This is a genomic window from Oscillospiraceae bacterium, assembly GCA_031265355.1.
Taxonomy (GTDB): domain Bacteria; phylum Bacillota; class Clostridia; order Oscillospirales; family UBA929; genus JAIRTA01.
Genome location: JAISCT010000007.1, coordinates 1 through 18349, shown reverse-complemented (window position 1 = coordinate 18349; position 18349 = coordinate 1). Strand labels below are relative to the sequence as shown.

The 18349-nt window shown below is 55.8% G+C and carries 19 protein-coding genes and 1 pseudogene; 2 read left to right on the top strand and 18 right to left on the bottom strand.

Annotated elements, in window-relative coordinates; all coding sequences use genetic code 11:
- The first annotated feature begins 113 nt into the window (after positions 1-113).
- Positions 114-251, top strand: a pseudogene (locus LBK75_01015) (IS110 family transposase).
- A gap of 397 nt (positions 252-648) precedes the next feature.
- Positions 649-864 (top strand): hypothetical protein, encoded by a 216-nt coding sequence (locus LBK75_01010; protein MDR1156877.1) that lies wholly within the window; start codon positions 649-651, stop codon positions 862-864.
- Between the two features lie 346 nt (positions 865-1210).
- On the opposite strand, the gene LBK75_01005 is transcribed toward LBK75_01010, so the two are convergent.
- The 18 genes from LBK75_01005 to LBK75_00920 form a co-directional block, all read right to left on the bottom strand.
- Entirely contained in the window at positions 1211-2512 is a 1302-nt protein-coding gene (locus LBK75_01005) for a GHKL domain-containing protein (protein ID MDR1156876.1), read from the bottom strand.
- Entirely contained in the window at positions 2500-3225 is a 726-nt protein-coding gene (locus tag LBK75_01000) for a LytTR family DNA-binding domain-containing protein (GenBank protein ID MDR1156875.1), read from the bottom strand. Before LBK75_01000 ends, LBK75_01005 begins: the two co-directional genes overlap by 13 nt.
- Positions 3206-3574, bottom strand: coding sequence for a hypothetical protein (locus LBK75_00995; protein ID MDR1156874.1), 369 nt, complete (start codon positions 3572-3574; stop codon positions 3206-3208). The genes LBK75_01000 and LBK75_00995 overlap by 20 nt, the downstream gene beginning before the upstream one ends.
- 108 nt (positions 3575-3682) lie before the next feature.
- The gene (locus LBK75_00990; GenBank protein MDR1156873.1) at positions 3683-4423 is read right to left on the bottom strand and encodes a hypothetical protein; all 741 of its coding nucleotides are present in this window, start codon (positions 4421-4423) and stop codon (positions 3683-3685) included.
- 47 nt (positions 4424-4470) lie between these two features.
- Positions 4471-5577 carry a hypothetical protein gene (locus LBK75_00985; protein ID MDR1156872.1) on the bottom strand — a complete coding sequence of 369 codons (1107 nt, stop codon included), beginning with the start codon at positions 5575-5577 and terminating at the stop codon, positions 4471-4473.
- 9 nt (positions 5578-5586) lie between these two features.
- A complete protein-coding gene (locus tag LBK75_00980) occupies positions 5587-7125 on the bottom strand; it encodes an HlyD family secretion protein (protein MDR1156871.1) in 1539 nt (512 codons plus the stop codon).
- Positions 7122-9299, bottom strand: coding sequence for a peptidase domain-containing ABC transporter (locus LBK75_00975; GenBank protein ID MDR1156870.1), 2178 nt, complete (start codon positions 9297-9299; stop codon positions 7122-7124). Before LBK75_00975 ends, LBK75_00980 begins: the two co-directional genes overlap by 4 nt.
- A gap of 184 nt (positions 9300-9483) precedes the next feature.
- Entirely contained in the window at positions 9484-9690 is a 207-nt protein-coding gene (locus tag LBK75_00970) for a hypothetical protein (GenBank protein MDR1156869.1), read from the bottom strand.
- The gene (locus LBK75_00965; GenBank protein ID MDR1156868.1) at positions 9690-9872 is read right to left on the bottom strand and encodes a hypothetical protein; all 183 of its coding nucleotides are present in this window, start codon (positions 9870-9872) and stop codon (positions 9690-9692) included. The genes LBK75_00970 and LBK75_00965 overlap by 1 nt, the downstream gene beginning before the upstream one ends.
- A 213-nt stretch (positions 9873-10085) precedes the next feature.
- Complete coding sequence (locus tag LBK75_00960; protein MDR1156867.1) at positions 10086-10283, bottom strand: hypothetical protein; 198 nt, start codon at positions 10281-10283, stop codon at positions 10086-10088.
- Positions 10284-10554: 271 nt separating this feature from the next.
- Positions 10555-11325, bottom strand: a complete 771-nt coding sequence (locus tag LBK75_00955; GenBank protein ID MDR1156866.1) for a type III pantothenate kinase — start codon at positions 11323-11325, stop codon at positions 10555-10557.
- Positions 11326-11329: 4 nt separating this feature from the next.
- Positions 11330-11968, bottom strand: coding sequence for an ECF transporter S component (locus tag LBK75_00950; GenBank protein MDR1156865.1), 639 nt, complete (start codon positions 11966-11968; stop codon positions 11330-11332).
- Positions 11969-12048: 80 nt separating this feature from the next.
- Complete coding sequence (gene larC / locus LBK75_00945) at positions 12049-13311, bottom strand: nickel pincer cofactor biosynthesis protein LarC (GenBank protein MDR1156864.1); 1263 nt, start codon at positions 13309-13311, stop codon at positions 12049-12051.
- Positions 13312-13367: 56 nt separating this feature from the next.
- On the bottom strand, positions 13368-14762 hold the full coding sequence (asnS, locus tag LBK75_00940) for an asparagine--tRNA ligase (GenBank protein MDR1156863.1): 1395 nt from the start codon (positions 14760-14762) through the stop codon (positions 13368-13370).
- Positions 14759-15826, bottom strand: a complete 1068-nt coding sequence (leuB, locus tag LBK75_00935; protein ID MDR1156862.1) for a 3-isopropylmalate dehydrogenase — start codon at positions 15824-15826, stop codon at positions 14759-14761. The genes asnS and leuB overlap by 4 nt, the downstream gene beginning before the upstream one ends.
- Complete coding sequence (locus tag LBK75_00930) at positions 15823-16329, bottom strand: 3-isopropylmalate dehydratase small subunit (protein ID MDR1156861.1); 507 nt, start codon at positions 16327-16329, stop codon at positions 15823-15825. The genes leuB and LBK75_00930 overlap by 4 nt, the downstream gene beginning before the upstream one ends.
- 60 nt (positions 16330-16389) lie before the next feature.
- On the bottom strand, positions 16390-17640 hold the full coding sequence (leuC, locus tag LBK75_00925) for a 3-isopropylmalate dehydratase large subunit (GenBank protein MDR1156860.1): 1251 nt from the start codon (positions 17638-17640) through the stop codon (positions 16390-16392).
- Between the two features lie 41 nt (positions 17641-17681).
- Positions 17682-18349, bottom strand: a 668-nt coding sequence (locus tag LBK75_00920; GenBank protein ID MDR1156859.1) for a 2-isopropylmalate synthase, incomplete at its 5' end; no start/stop codon positions are given.

Genomic DNA, 18349 nt, shown 5'->3' with positions numbered 1-18349 from the left:
CAGAACTAAGGATTCACGCAAGAGATTGATATCCTTGTATCCTAAGTTTGGGCCAACCCTATAGCGTAGAATTAGCGGAAAATAGTATGCGTGGATATCAATGATACAGTACACTAGTTCAGATCGCGCACGCCGCCGTGAAATCCACGAAAACGTCCTGCTATCGCGTTAAATATGAGCGGACTTCCAAGCGCCGCAACAAAAAACAGGCGATTATCGCTATCGCACAAATGATTCTGACTGCGATATATCATCAATTCCGTCTTCACATAGGGGAAGGCTGCCCTTTTTTGCTTCAGCGCGGGTAGTTGATGTTTTCACACAGCAATCGGATCGCCTCTCTATTACTGCTCCGACTTTATCATATCTCGACATGAGTCGTCAACAACTTTGTCGTGAGCGTAGCCGAATTCGTCGTGAACGTAATATCAATGATCGAATTGGACATAAAAAGGACCATCCCCTCGGCAGCCAGCACCACCGACATGACAGGGGAATTTCGCCGGTCTTTTTTAGTTTCATCGTGGCGATCCTCATTGACAGGGGGATCGGACAGGTGATAAGATAGGAACGGTAACACCGCGCAAAGCAGTGGGACACAGAACCCACAAGATAGGAGATATGAGGATGACAAGGGGATCCGCAGCCATGCGAAGGCGTATCCGCCGGACTGGACGCAGAGAGGCACGGGTGTGCGCGGGAACCCTGCTGCTCTATATACTGCTGGTCATGTTGGCCGCCTGCGCCGAGATTCCGGCGTCTCGCACCGGTGCGTCCGGCGATGGGCAGGTATCTTTGCCGCCTGAGACGGAGTCGTCGCCTTCCGAGGATGGACGCGACGAACGTTGCCAACTCCCCATCTGAAGACCACTCACCCGTTGGGACGGAGACAGAGACGCCGCCTGAGGAGCCGCTGTCGGACGCCGGTTTTGGGGAAATTCTTCTTGAAACAAAGGCTAGTCTTGTTATTGAAGGAGAATACCCTCATATAGAGATGACAGTGCTCGGTTTGGGCAAGTATGAGTTTCGCACCGAAAACCGCGGCGACCTGACATCTGTGTATACCAGGACGATCACATTCACACCGTACTGATACGGCCGAGGCGGAATATTTATATTGTGACGGGAGGCGGAAACAGTTTCTGTTCCGCCTCCCATAGGTTATTCTATTATTGTCACACGCGGGAGGCAAAGACATCACGACCGATTATCATCCATTTTTTACCATAACGGCCAACTTAAAAACATGGTTGGCGGCGTCTATGCTGAGGCTGCCGTCGTATTTATCCGTCAAAGACCGGATACTCTCCAATCCCAATCCGTGATAAAAATGATCAGATTTTGTTGTCCTCATTGATTTGTTATATTTTTCCAATTTGTCTGTTGGGTTTTCAATGGCGATGGAAATATATTTTGTTTGTAATCTCACCGCAAGTCGGATATACCGCTCTTGTTCATCTGATAGCTTTTCACATGCTTCCATTGCGTTATCCAACCCATTCCCTAAGATAACACATAGATCCAATACATCCACGGAGATCTGTTTTGGCAAAGCTATATATGAATCGAACCGTATGTTTAGACTATCCATACGTTTCTTTTTCAATCGCAGAATAGCATCCACAGCAGGATGTCCAGTATCAAACACACTGTCAGAATCCGCCAAATCTGCGACAGCGCGTTCTATATGCAGCTTGGCCTCACTCCAGTTCTCCTCTTGTATAAAACCCAGCAACCCAGACAGATAATGTTTCATATCATGGGATAATTTGCGAATTTCAGATTGTCGCTGACTCATATCTTTATAGTAATTTATCTGTAAACTAATTTGTTTTTCGGCAAAGACGAGTTTTGCCTTTGTTTGCTCACTTTCCATTTGATTTTCAAAGAGATAAAATACGAAAAAATTAGATATACATAATAAAATAGCCGATGACAATACGAGCATCATGATCTGCCATCCTTCATAGTGCTGGAGATTTATCCCAATTGTATATATAGCCACTATGCTGGAAATCGGTGTGAGCATCAACCCCAAGAAAACTTTGAGAGGCATGTTTTTATAGACACCGGGTCTTAGATAGCCGATAATTTTTATGAAGAAGAATACCAGTAATTTGGAAGCCAACAAACCCATTGTATATACCAAAAAATCATCCTGCACATTTCCGATATCAATGTTTGTAATCAAAACCGACAATGCACCAACAATGGCTTCTGAAAAAGCGAATAGAATATACAATATGACACTGAAAAAGATTTTCACATACCACTTCTTACGAAACAGAAATGAGAGCGAATAAATCAATGCAAAATTGGAAAATAGCGCAACCCATTGAAAATCCGGTATCAATGTGGTGATTGATAATAGGATCAGGCAGGCGCCATTGATGATATAAAAAAAATCTGCCGATACAATTGGTTTGTCCATCAGACTTGTGAAAAAATATCTGATAATCACAAGTTCACAAAGAACACCAAAAACATCAACAATCAATTTCAATCCGAACATAATGAATGCCCCGCTAAAAAATGATTAAAGCTATTCATAACCTCGCTGTGCTTCCTCGCACTGAGTTGTAGATGATCCCCGCTCTTCAGCACCATGTCATTTTGCGTGATTTCAAAAATATAGGCCATATTCACAAGATATTTGCGATGTGTGCGTACAAATCCATAGGGAACAAGCGCCTTTTCTTCACCGTTCAGCTGTCCGCGCTTTATATATTCATTTCGTTCCGTATGTACAGCAATATAGTGATCCAAACTTTCCATATAAACAATGTCTTTGATCTCCAACGCAATCGTTCTGGCATCACTCTCAACAATATATTTCTTATGTCCCATAAAATGCTTTTTTAATGCGCGGCGGAACTCACGGTCAAACATATCTTTTTTGACCGGTTTGACGATAAACTGAAAGGCGTTCAGGGTAAAAGCGGCGCTGATATACTGCGTAAATCCAGTGATGAAAAAAATGATAGCATGTTGATTGGTCTTTCGAATTTCCTGTGCGGTTTGTATACCATCAATATCTTTCATTTGAATGTCAAGAAACAACATATCAAAATTCGTACCGTCACGATAAACCGCCAACAATGCTTCACCACTGTCAAAGGCGGAGATATGAAATGGAACCTCGGGGTATGTTTTTTCATATCCCAAGACAAGCCGCTCGACAGTATCTCTTTCCCGTTGGTCGTCGTCACAGATGGCTATACGCACAATACCATTCCCCCAAGTACCTCCACGTGGATATATCATCAGAATTATTTTCACATTGGACAGTTTCCTTATAATTGGTCTCAAGTTTCTCAAAGTTTTCTATTTTCTTTGCCACGATATCGCCGTATGGCGTCAATTTGCAACGTGGAGCATCTGGGACACGCGGCGGGGCGTCGAGGACGCCGCCCCCTACGAGGACGGTGGTATGCGGGTCCGTGTCCTGTGCAGGTTCAATGGTGCACAACAATTCCGCACGGTCTTTTACGCATATCGTCACAAAATACGCACCGTTGCGGTTGTAATCATAACTTTTCAACCGGGTTGGCTTTCTCTGCAGTAATTCTTTCATGCTTCACCTCCAACAGCATCGACTGGTGTTCGGGGACCGTTTTTTCATTTAACTTTCGCCCGTAATCCGAGAGGCGTGGCGGTTGAGCCGCGTTATAACATCAACCTCCTACAATCCGTGAGCTTTGTTTTCTATTGTCTCAAAGCGATCATCGGTTGTACTCGTCAAACCATCGGCGTCGTATTTCAGTTGTATCTCCCGGATGTCTCCTGATGCTCCAAACATTTTAAGCCTGCTTGCGTCGAAGAGTTGTGTCTCAAGCTGAATTTGTTGATTGACCGCTTCGTAATCCGCTTCTGATAATACATGCAATGTACTGCCGACGGTCGTGTGTTGAAGCTCGGCGTAGATTTCGCCATACACCTGTTCCAGTGTAGCAATGACCAACTCATGTTCTTCGATGGCAATGGACAACGAAACCGCCTCGGGCTTTGTCTCGTTGAGATAGTCTTGCAGGTCGATTTCAACTTGCGTCACATCGTCGGCAGACGTGCCAAATAGTGTGGCGTAGCACGAAGCCTTGAAGCCGTATTGCGCAAAAATGTCTGACGTGATATTCTCGATTTTACGGCACAGCTTTCTGTAAGCATAGTTCTCAAAAGTCAGTGTTCCTTCGCGACTGACCCGTGCTGTAAACAGCAGAGTGGGGTCGTCATCAGAGAAAACATACGCCGTGGCGGTATCCCTGCCAATGCGGTCGCCAAGCGCATATACCGTGAAGGACTGTCCGTATTTTGCAGCCAAAGCGGTTAAAATGGGCTCCGTGGCTTTCTTATCTACGGCATCGCAGCCATACAGGGCCGACATCAGCGTAGCCATAAGCACCCCCACAATCATGATCCGTCTCACCGTCAGCCCCCCCGCGCCCTTGTCGCAACCATGTACCTCATCCCGCATCAGCTCAGCACAATCCCGTTCGCCGTCAGGTCCAGTTCCATCAGGCTGTTGGCCTTGGCGACAACCGCCGTTTTGATCTCCAGCAAACTCTTGTGCACCTCATATTGGCTCGCCAGACATTCCAGTTCGCTGATCTCCCCCTTGGTGTACATATTGTCAAAAATTTCCAGTTGATCCAGCAGGGATGCGCGGCTGGCAATCGCGGCCTGGTACTGCGCCTCGGCCTTCGCATAGGCGCTGTACTTGCCGTTTGCGTACAGGAGAAGTTGACTTTTGTAGTCGTCCCTCTGCGCGATCGCAAGGTTGTACTGCGCTGCCGCCTCTAAGTAATAGGCGTTGCCGGAACCCAACAGGTTTTTGAGCGAATTTTCCGTCTCATGATACGCGGACGCCGCCGCCTCCTGTTCCTTGATGTTGAGATTGTTCGCGACCAGGCGCTCCTGTAAATCTTCAAGCTGATACGTGCTGCCGCCGCCGATCGTATCGGGGATGCTAAAGATAACCGGACGCGATTCGGAGGCGCTCACCTTGAGCGAAACAGCCGACTTTTCGTAGTCGATCTGCGCCTGATTCGCCGCCCTGCTCTGAGAAATCGCCTCCCGGGAGGACCGCAGCAGATCGACGGCGTTTTGGGTGCTCATCCCCAGCGACAGCTTTGTCGCCTCCACCTCAATCTGTTTGTCCATCAGTTCAAGCTGCCGCGCCAGCTGCACGTCGTTTTCGATCAGAAGACAGACGTTGTAATACGCCGTTTGCAGCTGATACCGCGCCGCATAGTTCTCCTGATGAATTTGCAAAGGGATCAGTCCCTCCTGGATGCTGATGCTCTTCTCCTGCGCGTCCAGCGCGATAAACTGCCTGTCCAATTCGCGGCGCTGTATGTCCAATTCCGACTGCTGCGCGTCGTACACATCGGCCTGCGCCTTCAGAGAATTGACCGAAAGCGGCGCTTTCAGCCCGCTCATCAGTTCCGTCAGCCCGACGTTTTCCTGCACAGCCACATCCGATGCATCCTGTGCATCCGGCGTATCCTGCGCCGCCGACACCAGCAGACCGGACAAGACGACCACCATAACCAAACCGCCAAACAGCTGATACTTTTTCACACCATACCCCTACCCGTCGATAAAATTCAATTTCTCCAATACCCAGTGGATAATCCGCACATTCTTGGTGATGACACGGGCCTCCACCGTCATGCCCACCTTGATGGATTCTGGCGCGCCGTCCCGCCCGACCAGCACGGTGTCCGGCAGTTCGGCCTCCACCAGGTAATAGCTCTGCCCGGCGTTGTTGCTGCGGGAATCGGTGGCGATCTTCGTGACATTGCCCTCCAGTTCCCCGTATTCCTGGAAGGGCAGGGCGCTGAAACGATAGTGCACCAGCTGCCCCTCTTTGATGTCGGCAATGTCCGCGTTGGAAACGGCCAGCACCACCTTGAGCTCCCCGTTGGTCCCCGGTATGATGGTGGCGATCTCCGCGCCGCTTTGCAGAAAGTCCCCCACGTTGATCTCGCTGTTCAAGCTGATCGCCCCGTCGATCGGCGCGATCACATGCGCCTCCGAAATGCTGAGCTGGATGTCCCGCAAATCCTTTTGCAGCGCATCCGCGTTGCTCTGTAAGTTGAACAGCGTGTCGGCAATGCTCGCGAGCGCGTCCAGCTTGCTCTTTTCGGCGATCAGTTCCTCGCTGTAGCCGCGGTCGGCATAGGCGGTGAACACGGCGTTGGCGCTCTGGATGGTGGCCGTCAGATCATTGGCGTTTTTGTTCAAAGACTCCAGGCTCTGGTTGACGTTCAACCGAAACTCATTTTGGTATTTGTCGCGCTCTTTGATGGCGGAGTCCAGCTCGTACCGCGCCGTCTCCAACTCCCGCAGGGAGACGCCGCCCACGGCGTACAGCGCCTCCGCCCTGTCCCTCTGCGCCTGCTGCGTCTCGATCACTGCGGCGTAACGGGCCAGGCTCAATTGATAGTCGACAAAACTGCCGTATGTCTTGGCGTCGCTCTCCGGGACCAGATTTTTCCCCTCGTCCAGGGAGCGCAGCAACAGCTGCAAATGCGAGATCTCGTTTTCAATGCGCTCCCTGTTGCCGCGCGCGTTGCTCTCCGAGATCTGCGCGTCATTTTTGAGCCTGACAAAGTCCAGATTGGTGTTCTTCATCTGCTCCACGGAGACGTCCCGGTCGACGACATACTTTTGATAGCGATAGTAGTAGTCCACCTCGTCCGGGTCGTTCTCATCGAAGAGGTTTTCATCCTGCATGATGCTGGTCCGGTACTTCTCCAGATTGGCCATCTCCTGATTGACCGACGCGACCTGGCGCTCCAGCACGGCGGCGGTGTTCAACTGGGTCTCCACCTCCATGGAGAACAGCAGGTCGCCCTTCTTCACACGCTGGCCCTCGGACAGATTGGCCTCCAGCACCCGCCCGGTGACGGTGTTGCGGACGACGCTGACCGATTCATTGGGCCGCACCTCACCCTGGGCCTTGACATAGGAATCGATGCGCCCCCAAAACGCCCAGACCAGCGCCGCCGCGATCAGCACGATCAAACCGTATCCAAACCATCTCACAAACCGATGGGGCCGTTCGGACAGCACCTCGCGGCTGTCCGACATGTCCTTCAGTTCTAAAATCGTCGACTTCTTCATAGCACGCCTCCCCCCGACACGTCGGGGAGCTGTTCCTTCCAGAGCCGGTAATACACGCCCCGCCGCGCCATCAGTTCGGCATGCGTGCCGCTCTCCACAAAATGCCCGTCGTCCATGATGTAAATCCTGTCGCACCGCATGATGGTGCTCAGGCGGTGGGCGATGATCAGCGTGGTGATGCCCTGGGTCTGCTCGTCAATCATGCGCCCGATGGCCTTCTCGGTGATGCTGTCCAGGTTGCTGGTGGCCTCGTCCATGATCAGGACATCCGGCCTTTTGAGCAAAGCGCGGGTGATGGCCAGCCGCTGCTTCTGCCCGCCCGAGAGGTTAGATCCATTTTCTTCCAGCATCGTGTCATAGCGGAGCGGAAACGTGTTGATAAAATCGTGGGCGCAGGTCATCGTCGCCACCCGGACGACTTCCTCCATCGTGGGGTCCGGAAGGCCCAGCGTCAGGTTTTCAAAGATCGTGCCGCTGAACAAAAATACGTCCTGTGAGATATACGCGATGCGCTCGCGCAGCCACTCCAGCTGAATGTCCTGGATGTTGTAGGGGCCGATCAGGATCTCACCCTTTTCCCAGGGATAGAAATTCAGCAGCAGCTTCACCAGCGTCGTCTTGCCGGAGCCGCTCTCCCCGACAAGGGCAATCTTTTCCCCCGGGTTTATGTGCAGGTTGATGTCCTGTAAGACGAGATTTCTTGTCCCATAGCGGAAATCCAGCTCCTCAATCCGGATCGGCTCGCGCAGAGAAACCGGCTGGATTTTTTTGTCCTCGCCGTCGGTCTTTTCCAGCTCCAGGTCGAGGATCTCACCCAATCGGTCGGACGCGACAATGGCGGTTTGCATTGTTGGCTGAAGATTGATCAGATTTTTCACCGGATCTAGGAAGTACACGAGCAGGGCGTTGAACGTCAGCAACTGGCCAATGGACAGCTCGCCCCGAATGACAAACGACGCGCCCACCCAGAGGATCACCACGCCGCCCACCGAGGAAACAAAACCGGAGAGCGAGCCGGAGATATTGTTCAGCAGGCCATTATGAAACACTGTGCGCTGTAGTTTGACGAATTTTCTCTCGGTCTCAATGTTGGCCGAACGCTCAGAGTTAAAAGCTTTTACAGTTTCGATCCCATTGAGAGATTCGACTAGAAACGAAGTCAGCTGTGCGTTTTCTTCCATGCTTTTTCGGTTGACTTTTTGCAAAGGCTTGTTGAAAGAAAACACAATCACGCCATATAAAACCACCACAATCGCGGCGACGACAAACATGGTGCTGTTCTGCATATATAAAATAACGCCGCCGCCGATCGCCATAAGAGTGTCGATCATGATGGTCAGTGTCGCGCCCGAGATGGCCTCGCGCACCTTAGAGGCATCCATAAACCGGGAAACAATCTCGCCTATCTTGCGGGTGCCGAAAAAATTCATTGGCAGTTTCAGTACATGAGAATAATAGCCTAAGATCAGGTTAATGTCCAGTTTTTGACTCATATAGAGCAACATATGAGATCGAAAGGCACCCAACAAGCTTTGAAACAGATACAGCGCAATGACGCCGATGGAAATGATGGTTAAACTGCGCTCCAGCAAATTTGGTAAGATTTCGTCCATCATGATTTTGAAATAAAAAGAGGCTCCGATGCCGAGGATTGTATACACCAGCGAAGCGAAAAAGATATTGATTAACAGCGATTTCTGAGGAATCAGCAGACGAAAAAAACGCGACCAAATGCTTTTCGTCTGGTCGCCTTTTTCAAACTTTTGTGCGGGCGCCATGAGGATGAGTACACCCGTCCACTCTTTAAAAAATTCCTCCGGCGCGAGCTCGCGTAACCCCTTGGCGGGATCAGCAAGAACGACCTGCCTTTTGGTGATCTTATGTATGACCACATAGTGAAGCAACGCGCCGTCTACAATGACATGCGCAATACATGGCAACGGGAACGGGGAGAAAAAGGCCTCCCTATCTCCTTTAACGCCCTTCGCAGAGAAGCCCAACCGCTCAGCGGCTTTGACCATCCCATAAACATTGGTGCCCCTCTTGTCGGTTCCGGCCACTTCCCGGATGCGGGTGATGGGGATTTTCAGGCCATGTTGCTTGGCGATCGTGGCAAGGCAGGCCGCGCCACAGTCGGTGATGTCGTATTGCTTGATACAGGTGTAGCGGGGCATGGCGAGCTTCCTCTCACTTTCCGCTGATCCTTTGATAGGGAACGGAGTTCCTTGAAATACCCAACAACACCCCCTCCCCATCAACTTTCGATGCAAAAGACAATGGAAAAGAGGTGTTTTGGGTTGGTTGATATTGGATGAAGACCTCTCCGCAACAAAGACTGCGGGGCATCAAACCAAAAAATTACCGACCAAACAATCCAGCGAACAAGTTGGCAACCGTCACGATCCCGGTGAGAACGGCAGCAAAAGCCTGTACACCCAGAATCGTCACAGCTTCCACAACGGCAACGATGCCATCAAAAACCTCAGTGACAACACCGCCGCCATCCACCGCGAACATCTCCTCGTCGCTGAGTAACGCGAATCCCTTCGGCGTCAAAGCTTCCATCATTCTTCCTCCTTTTTTACATTTATCGCAAATCCATCTTGCTGGCCAGTCAAGATGCTGCGTTCACCCAATACACACCCCATGTTTACACAGGATGCCATTTCTATCTGGCATGTTTTCTCTATTTTAATCAATTTTTCAACTATTTTTTGTTTTAAATTAGTTGAAAACATCATATACATTTTCTACCATCATTATATATCAGTGTTCGAAAAAAAGCAAGCTCTTTCTACAAAACTTCATGGCCGCCTATTTTGTAATTATTCCCCAAATATGTGACTTCTTTTGATGCGGGCTGGTGTTCCTTAAAACACCCAAGAACACCTCTTCCCCATCAACTTTTGTAAAAAGACGATAGAAAAGAGGTGTTTTGGGTCGGTTTGTGCCAATTAAAATCACACGATACCAAACAATCCTAAGAGTACGCCGGCAACGGTCGTAAGTCCGGAGACAACAACACTAACAACCTGCAGACCCACTCCCACAGCGGCAACGAGGCCACCCAAAATGCCGGTAATAATACCACCGCCATCCACCGCGAGCATCTCCTCGTCGCTAAGTAACTTGAACCCTTTCGGAGTCAGAGCCTCCATCATTCTTCCTCCTTTCTTTTGCATTTGCATTTATATCAAGGCACCACAAAACCATCTTGCTGGCCAGTCAAGAGGCTCGCGTTCACCTGATATACTACGCTCTCTGTGGTTCTTCGGTATTTTGACCATTTTAAAAGTAATTTTTGCCTACAATTAGTCAAATATATTATATATATCTTGCAGTCCTATTATATACCAATTCTCGGGAAAAAGCAAGCTTTTTCCCGAGAATTGTAAAAATTTGTGAAACCTCGCAATTGAGTTGATTCGGTCACTGCTTCCGATTCTTTTCGTACAAAATCCTCAGCCCCCGCAATAGGAGCGTCTCGTCGTGGACGATCGCATGGCGGCAGTAGGGTACCACACGGGCGGAGAGTCCACCGGTTGCGACCACGCGCGCAGGCATGCCGAGCTCCTTCTCAAAACGGTCAATCATGCCGTCCATCATCGCAGCCGTGCCAAAAATCGCGCCGCTCTTCATGCAGTCGATCGTGTTCGTCGAGATGCCTCGGGCCGGCGCCTCGATGGGCACCTTGGGGAGCTGTGACGTGCTGCTTACGAGCGCGTCTATCGACAGCGCGACACCGGGGAAGATGGCCCCGCCGATGAAATTCGCCTTCTTGTCCACAACGCCGATCGTCGTGGCGGTACCCATGTCGAAGATGATCACGGGCAGCTCATACATCGACGACGCCGCGACGCCCGTGGCCACAAGATCGCTGCCGAGCTGCGCGGGGTCGTCGATACGGATATTCAGCCCCGTCTTCAGCCCGGCACCGACAACAAGCGCGTCGCACCCCGTGATCCTCTTAACCGCCAGACGCACGGGGTTTGTGAGCGGCGGGACGACGGAGGAGACGATGGCCCCCGTGAAATCGCCGGCGTCGATTCCGTCCAGCGCGAGGATCTGCCGGATAGCGACGGCGTATTCGTACTCTGTCTTGTGGATGTCCGTCTCCATGCGAAACATACCGGAGATCTCCTCCCCGCGCACGCACCCGAAGACGATGTTGGAGTTGCCGACGTCGACAACCAGCAGCATATGGCTATGACTCCCTTCTTTGCCCGGGGAGGAACCTGACCAACGCCTTGCTGACAGCGCCGCTGACAACGGCGCACAACACCGCCTCGATGACCGCCTGCACCGCGACGCCGCCCATCACAAACAGGGCGACCGCCGCCACGCCTCCGGAGACGCCCGCCTCCCCGGCATAGCCGACGACAAAGGTGTTCCAGAACAGCAGCATGAGCCCGCCCATGAAAAAGACCGTATTGAACGCGGCCGTGGCAAATCCGCTGACCGCATAGCTTGCGACGCGCGTGCGGTCAATTTTGCTCAGCGCCTTGAAGATGAGCCCCCCGAGCCAACCCTCTAGGATGCGCGGCACGACACAGACGACGGTGAAGGCGACCGGACTGATGGGAAACAGGAGCGGCCCAAGGTCGGCGCCCATGAGGGCGCCGCGGATGAACATGAGGACTCCGAACAGCCCGCCCAGAACCGCGCCCGCCGAGGGCCCGCAAACAATCGCCCCAATGGCGACGGGGATCGGCAGCAGCGTCAGAGACAGAAACGGATTGATCGGCAGCAGCCCAAGCGGCGTGAATGCCATGATAACGATGATGGCGGCAAGTACGGCCATTTGTACCATCTTGCCCACTGGGATACGGGTCTTGCTTTTCATAATCTTCCCCCTTGCTGTCGCTCCCAATATGGGATGCGGCGCAAATAATGGGAATATTATATGCGATGCGCCCGGCAAAGTCAAGAGTCGGCGCGGGTACGCTCCCAGGCGGTCAGCGCGGCGCGGCGCACATCGTGCAGCGGCGCGTCCGCCGCCAGCGCGGCGGACCGCAAGGACTCATACTCCGGTTTGAGCTTCACCGCGCCGCCTCGGCGCGACACCTTGCAGACGACCGGCCCGTACGGCGTGTCCACCGTCTGCGCCGTCCGGTCCATCACATGCCGCTCCGTGAGCCGCCGGCGCAGGCCGATCGTGGCCGTGTGGCGAAACAGTAGTTCCGCCGCCGCCGCCTCGTCCTTCGGTGCGCACAGCACAGTGATCTGGACGCCTGGGCGTCCTTTTTTCATCGTAATTGGTGTAAAGTAACATTCCTTTACTCCAATGGCCCACAGGCGTTCCGCCGCATAGGCCAGCGATTCGCCCGTGGCGTCATCCACCGCGGCCGTCAACTCGCATACTGTGTCCCGCCCGGGTGCCGCCGCTTCTTCCTCCGTCGTCTCCACCAGGACGGCGCGCAGTAGGTTTGGGTGGTCGAAGTCCTTGTGCCCCGCACCGTAGCCGACGGCGCGCACGATCCCCGCCGGGCACGGCACGCCCGTCCGCGCGGCCAACGCCGCCACGAGCCCGGCGCCCGTGGGCGTGATCATCTCTCCCTCCACATCCGTAAACACCACCGGCGCCCCACATGCTTGCAAGATAGCCAGCGTGGCCGGGGCGGGCACCGGGATACGCCCGTGCCGGCACAGGACAAAACCGTGCCCCTCCCGCAGGCGGGAGACGTGAATTTCATCGGGCGCCAGATGCGCCAGACACAGCGCGACGGCCACGATGTCGACGATCGAGTCGACGGCGCCCACCTCGTGAAAGTGCACTTCCTCCGGCGGTTTTCCATGGATGGCTCCCTCGGCCTGCGCGATCACCTCGAAGACCGACAGCGCCCGCGCCTGCACCGCGCGCGGCAGCGCCGACGCCGTCAGCAGCGCCCGGATGTCGCCCATCGTGCGGTGCCCGTGGCCGTGGCCACCGTGCGTATGCGCGTCGGGGTGTCCGTCACGCGGGCGCGCCGCGCGGCCGTCGCGTTCATCGCCTTCAAGCAACACCGTAAACTGCCTCGCGCCGATGCCGTTCTTCTGTACGGATGTCCATTGCGTTTGATACCCATCCAGGCCCAGGGTGCGCAAGCCCTCGTCCACGACGTCGGGCGGCGCCCCCAGATCGGTCAATGCCGCCACCGTCATGTCGCCGCTGATACCGGAAAAACAATCCAGGTATAAGATCTTCATCGTCGCCCCTCCCTCGGGTCTACAAGTAAAAAGCGCTCTACCTTTACAGTGATTTTTTAGAATTCCGCCGAGCCGCTGGTGCGCGGAAAGGCAACGACATCGCGGATGTTGGCCATGCCCGTGAGGTACATGATCATGCGCTCAAAGCCCAAGCCGAACCCGGCGTGCCGAACCCCTCCAAAGCGCCGCAGATCCAAGTACCAGGCGTAATCCGCCTCCGTAAGGCCGAGCGCCCGGATACGCGCCGTCAACACGTCGGCGCGCTCCTCGCGCTGGCTGCCGCCGACGAGCTCTCCCACGGCCGGCACCAATAGGTCCATGGCCGCCACGGTCTTTCCGTCGTCGTTTTGCCGCATGTAAAAGGCCTTGATCTCCTTCGGGTAGTCAGTGACGAAGACCGGCTTTTGCATCACCTGTTCCGTCAAAAACCGCTCATGCTCGGTCTGCAGATCGCTGCCCCAGGAGACCGGGTAGGTAAACCGGCTCTCCGCCTGCAACAGCGCTTCCATCGCCTCGGTGTAGGTCATGTGCCCGAACGCGCTGTCCCGCACGAGCGTGAGCCGCGCCAGCAGGGCCGAATCGATGAACCGATTGAAAAATTCCATCTCATCCGGACATGTCTCCAGCACATGCGCAATGATGTGTTTCACCAAGTCCTCGGCCAGACGCATATCGTCGCATAGATCGGCAAAGGCGATCTCCGGTTCGATCATCCAAAATTCCGCGGCGTGGCGCGGCGTGTTGGAATTTTCCGCGCGGAAAGTGGGGCCGAAGGTGTAGGTTTTCGCAAATGCCAAGGCAAAGGCCTCGGCCTCCAACTGTCCCGACACGGTGAGACCGGTCTGTTTGCCGAAGAAATCCTTCGAAAAATCTACACGGCCGTCCGCCGTCCGCGGCGGCGCGTCCGGATCCAGCGTCGTCACCCGAAACATCTCTCCCGCCCCCTCGGCGTCCGAGGTGGTGACAATCGGCGTGTGAGCCAGGACAAAACCCCGGCGGTGGAAGAAATCGTGTATGGCAAAGGCGGCCTCGCTGCGCACGCGAAAGACGGACTGAAACGTCCGGGCGCGCGGGCGCAAATGGGCCACCGTGCGCAGGTACTCCATGGAGTGGCGCTTCTTCTGGAGCGGATAGTCCGGCGCACAGACACCCTCGATCTCGACAGACCGGGCTCGGACCTCAAAAGGCTGGCGGGCCTCCGGCGTCAGCACCAGTTCTCCCCGTACGAGGACCGCCGCGCCCACGCCCAATTTGGACAACACGGCAAAATTGGGCAGCGACGTGTCGGCCACCACCTGCACGGCCCGCACCGTCGAACCGTCGCCCAACTCCAAAAATGCAAGCGTCCTCCCGGCGCGCGCGGTACGCAGCCAGCCGCGCAAGGCTACTGTCTGCCCGCTGTAGGCCGGCGCGTCCCGAAAGAGCGCCCGCACATTCATCCATTCTTTCATGATGTTAACACCTCCACAATCAGCGCCCCAAAGGCGCGGGTCCCCACCGGGGTATCGTCCGGCCCAGCCAGGTCGGCCGTCTTGTACCGCCCAGCCACCGCCGACAGCACTGCCGACTCCACTTCGCCCGCCTCTCGCGCGAGCCCGAAGGTATGGCGCAGCATCAGCGCGCAGGAGAGCACGGCCGCCGCCGGATTGGCCCGGTCCTGTCCGGCGATGTCCGGTGCGGAGCCGTGGACCGGCTCGTACAGGCCAAAACGGCCCTCTCCCAGGCTCGCGGACGGCAGCAGACCGATGGACCCGGTCATGACGCCCGCCTCGTCCGACAGGATGTCCCCAAACATGTTCTCCGTGACCAGCACGTCGAAAGCGCCGGGGCGGCGTACGAGCTGCATCGCGGCGTTGTCCACCAGCATATCCTCATACATCACATCCGGGTACTCCGCACGCAGCCGATGCATAACGGCGCGCCACAAGCGGGAGGTGTCCAGTACATTGGCTTTGTCCACACTGGTGAGATGGCCGCGGCGTGCGCGCGCCAACGCAAAGGCGCGCCGGCCCACCCGCTCCACCTCGTGCTCCGAGTAAACCATCGTGTCGAAGACGGCACCAGCCTCCGTGCGCCCGCGCGCACCATAATACAGCCCCCCCGTGAGTTCCCGCACGATCAAAATGTCGAACGCCCCGCCCGAAATCTCCGGTTTCAGCGGACTGGCCGACTGCAAACACGGGTATAGCACGGCCGGCCGCAGGTTGGCGTACAGAGCCAGGGCGGCGCGCAGCCCCAACAGGCCCGTCTCCGGCCGCAGATGGGCCGGGTTTTCGTCCCAGCGGGGACCGCCGACGGCACCCAACAGCACGGCGTCGGCGGCGCGGCACTGCGCCACCGTCTTCTCCGGCAGCGCTACACCCTGCGTCTCCAGCGCGTGTCCGCCGATCGGGGCCTCCGTAAAGGAGAATGTGTGGCCAAAACGCCGCCCCACCGCCTCCAGCACCGGGCGGCACACCGCAATCACCTCGGGTCCGACGCCGTCGCCGGGCAGCAACACAATGTGCCCGTTCATATCGCGTTCCCCCCGGTGAGCCCTGCCTCCTCGGACCGGACGATCCACGACAGCAGTCCGCCGGCGTCGATGATACCCTGTACAAAGGGCGGCAGAGGCCGCGCCGCAAAGACCCGACCGGTGGTCCTGTTCTCGATCCGGCCCGTTGTGATATCCACCGTCACCTCGTCGCCCGGAGCAATCCCGTCGACGGCCTCCGGGCACTCCAGAATGGGCAGACCGATGTTGATTGCGTTGCGGTAAAAGATGCGAGCAAAGCTCTTGGCGAGCACACAAGACACCCGGCAGGCGCGTAGCGCCAGCGGCGCATGTTCTCGGGACGACCCGCAACCAAAATTTTGCCCGGCCACCACAATGTCGCCCGGCGCCACCCTCTCCGCAAAGTCCACGTCGATGTCCTCCATGCAGTGGGCGGCCAGAAACTCCGGGTCGCTGTGCACCAGATAACGCGCCGGAATGATGACGTCCGTATCCACATTGTCCCCGTACACAAAGATGCTCATGCCAAAACGTCCCCTCTCAGCCGAAAACCCGGCCGGATATCTCTCCTGCAACGGCTCCCGTCACGGCGCGGCAATGTACCCCGCCACAGCGGAAGCGGCGGCCACAGCGGGGCCGGCCAGGTACACCTCCGATTTTACATGCCCCATACGCCCGACGAAGTTCCGGTTCGTCGTGGCGACGCATACCTCCCCCTCGTCAAGGATCCCCATATGCCCGCCGAGGCATGGTCCGCAGGTGGGGGTCGACACGGCGGCGCCCGCCTCCACAAACACCTCCAGCAGTCCCTCCCGCAGCGACTGCAGATAGATCTCCTGGGAGGCCGGGATCACGAGGCAGCGCACGCCGTCGCGCACGCGGCGGCCCCGCAGGATCTCCGCGGCCGCGCGCATATCCTCCAGCCGCCCGTTGGTACAAGAGCCGATGACCACCTGCGAAACGGATACGTGGGAGAGCTCCGACACCGGGCGCACGCGCGACGGCAGGTGTGGGCAGGCCACCAATGGTTTCAGCGCGCGCAGATCGACGACGATCGTCTGCTCGTAGAGGGCGTCTGCATCGGGGATATAAGCTGTCCAAGGCCGCGTGACGCGCCCCGTCAGATAGGCTTTCGTCGTGTCGTCCACAGGGAAGAGGGCATTCTTGGCCCCGCATTCGACCGCCATGTTTGCTACCGTGAAGCGATCATCCATCGACAGGGACGCGACGCCCGGCCCTCCGCATTCCAGAGACAGATACCGTGCGCCGTCCACCCCCAGCACTCCGATGAGATGCAGGGCGACATCCTTGCCGCACAGCGGCCGCGCGAGCGCCCCCATGAACACGACCCGGACGGCGCCGGGCACTTTGAACCAAGTCCGCCCCGTCGCCATGCCAGCCGCCATGTCGGTGCTGCCCACGCCGGTGGAAAACGTGCCTAGCGCGCCGTAGGTGCAGGTGTGGGAATCCGCTCCGATTATCGCGTCCCCCGCGACGACGAGACCCTTTTCCGGCAGAAGCGCGTGTTCGATGCCCATCTCGCCGACCTCGAAATAGTTCACGATACCCTGCGATGCGGCGAATTCTCGCAATATCTTGCACTGCTCGGCCGCCTTTATGTCCTTGTTCGGCGTGAAGTGATCCGGCACGAGCACCACCTTGTTCGCGTCGAAGACGTTGCTCGCGCCCATCTTTTCAAATTCCTTGATGGCCGGCGGACCCGTGATGTCGTTGCCGAGAACGATGTCGAGCTTGGCCTCGATGAACTGCCCCGCCGTAACCCGTTTGAGTCCCGCGTGCGCCGCCAGAATCTTTTGCGTCATAGTCATGCCCATAGTCTTTACCTCCACTCTCCTCTCTCAACTCTCAACTAGCCCTAAAGAGTTGCGCTGATCTTCTTGGAATCCAGCCCCTCGCGTTCGATGTACATCATCTTGTTGACAGCGTTTATATAAGCGTGAATGCCCGCCTCTATGACGTCGGTGGAGAGCCCTCTGCCCGAAAACTCGGAACCGTTTACGGTCTTTATGCGCACGCGCGCGTCGCCCAAGGCGTCCTCGCCCTCGGTAACGGCGTCGATCCTGTAATCCTCCAAGGTCAATTCGCGTCCGACGATCTTTTCGACGGCCTTGAACGCGGCGTCCACGGGACCCTCTCCGCGCGAAACCTTCTCGAAGGTCTTTCCGTCGCGCGACAATTTGATTACGGCCGTGGATGTGATTTTATTTCCGCTGTTTATAACGAAGCTTTCCAATCGGTATGTGCGCGGGACCTGTACGGCTTCCTTTGCGACGATGGCTTCAATATCCCTATCATATACCGTTTTTTTCTTGTCCGCAAGGGCTTTGAACTTTTCAAACGCGATTTCGATCTCGACGTCGTCCAAGTCGTAGCCGAGGGTTTTCACGCGGTCGCGGAAGGCGTGTTTGCCCGAGTGCTTGCCGAGCACGAGGTTGTTCTTGCTGAGGCCGATGGACTCGGGCGTCATGATTTCGTATGTGCGCCTGTCCTGCATGACGCCGTGCTGATGGATGCCGGCCTCGT

Bases quoted from the DNA above. Each gene is read 5' to 3' on its own strand.
- LBK75_01010 (MDR1156877.1), top strand. From the start codon at position 649: ATGCGAAGGCGTATCCGCCGGACTGGACGCAGAGAGGCACGGGTGTGC.
- LBK75_01005 (MDR1156876.1), bottom strand. From the start codon at position 2,512: ATGTTCGGATTGAAATTGATTGTTGATGTTTTTGGTGTTCTTTGTGAA.
- LBK75_00995 (MDR1156874.1), bottom strand. From the start codon at position 3,574: ATGAAAGAATTACTGCAGAGAAAGCCAACCCGGTTGAAAAGTTATGAT.
- LBK75_00980 (MDR1156871.1), bottom strand. From the start codon at position 7,125: ATGAAGAAGTCGACGATTTTAGAACTGAAGGACATGTCGGACAGCCGC.
- LBK75_00975 (MDR1156870.1), bottom strand. From the start codon at position 9,299: ATGCCCCGCTACACCTGTATCAAGCAATACGACATCACCGACTGTGGC.
- LBK75_00970 (MDR1156869.1), bottom strand. From the start codon at position 9,690: ATGGAAGCTTTGACGCCGAAGGGATTCGCGTTACTCAGCGACGAGGAG.
- LBK75_00965 (MDR1156868.1), bottom strand. From the start codon at position 9,872: ATGTATATGATGTTTTCAACTAATTTAAAACAAAAAATAGTTGAAAAA.
- LBK75_00960 (MDR1156867.1), bottom strand. From the start codon at position 10,283: ATGGAGGCTCTGACTCCGAAAGGGTTCAAGTTACTTAGCGACGAGGAG.
- LBK75_00955 (MDR1156866.1), bottom strand. From the start codon at position 11,325: ATGCTGCTGGTTGTCGACGTCGGCAACTCCAACATCGTCTTCGGGTGC.
- LBK75_00950 (MDR1156865.1), bottom strand. From the start codon at position 11,968: ATGAAAAGCAAGACCCGTATCCCAGTGGGCAAGATGGTACAAATGGCC.
- larC (MDR1156864.1), bottom strand. From the start codon at position 13,311: ATGAAGATCTTATACCTGGATTGTTTTTCCGGTATCAGCGGCGACATG.
- asnS (MDR1156863.1), bottom strand. From the start codon at position 14,762: ATGAAAGAATGGATGAATGTGCGGGCGCTCTTTCGGGACGCGCCGGCC.
- leuB (MDR1156862.1), bottom strand. From the start codon at position 15,826: ATGAACGGGCACATTGTGTTGCTGCCCGGCGACGGCGTCGGACCCGAG.
- LBK75_00930 (MDR1156861.1), bottom strand. From the start codon at position 16,329: ATGAGCATCTTTGTGTACGGGGACAATGTGGATACGGACGTCATCATT.
- leuC (MDR1156860.1), bottom strand. From the start codon at position 17,640: ATGGGCATGACTATGACGCAAAAGATTCTGGCGGCGCACGCGGGACTC.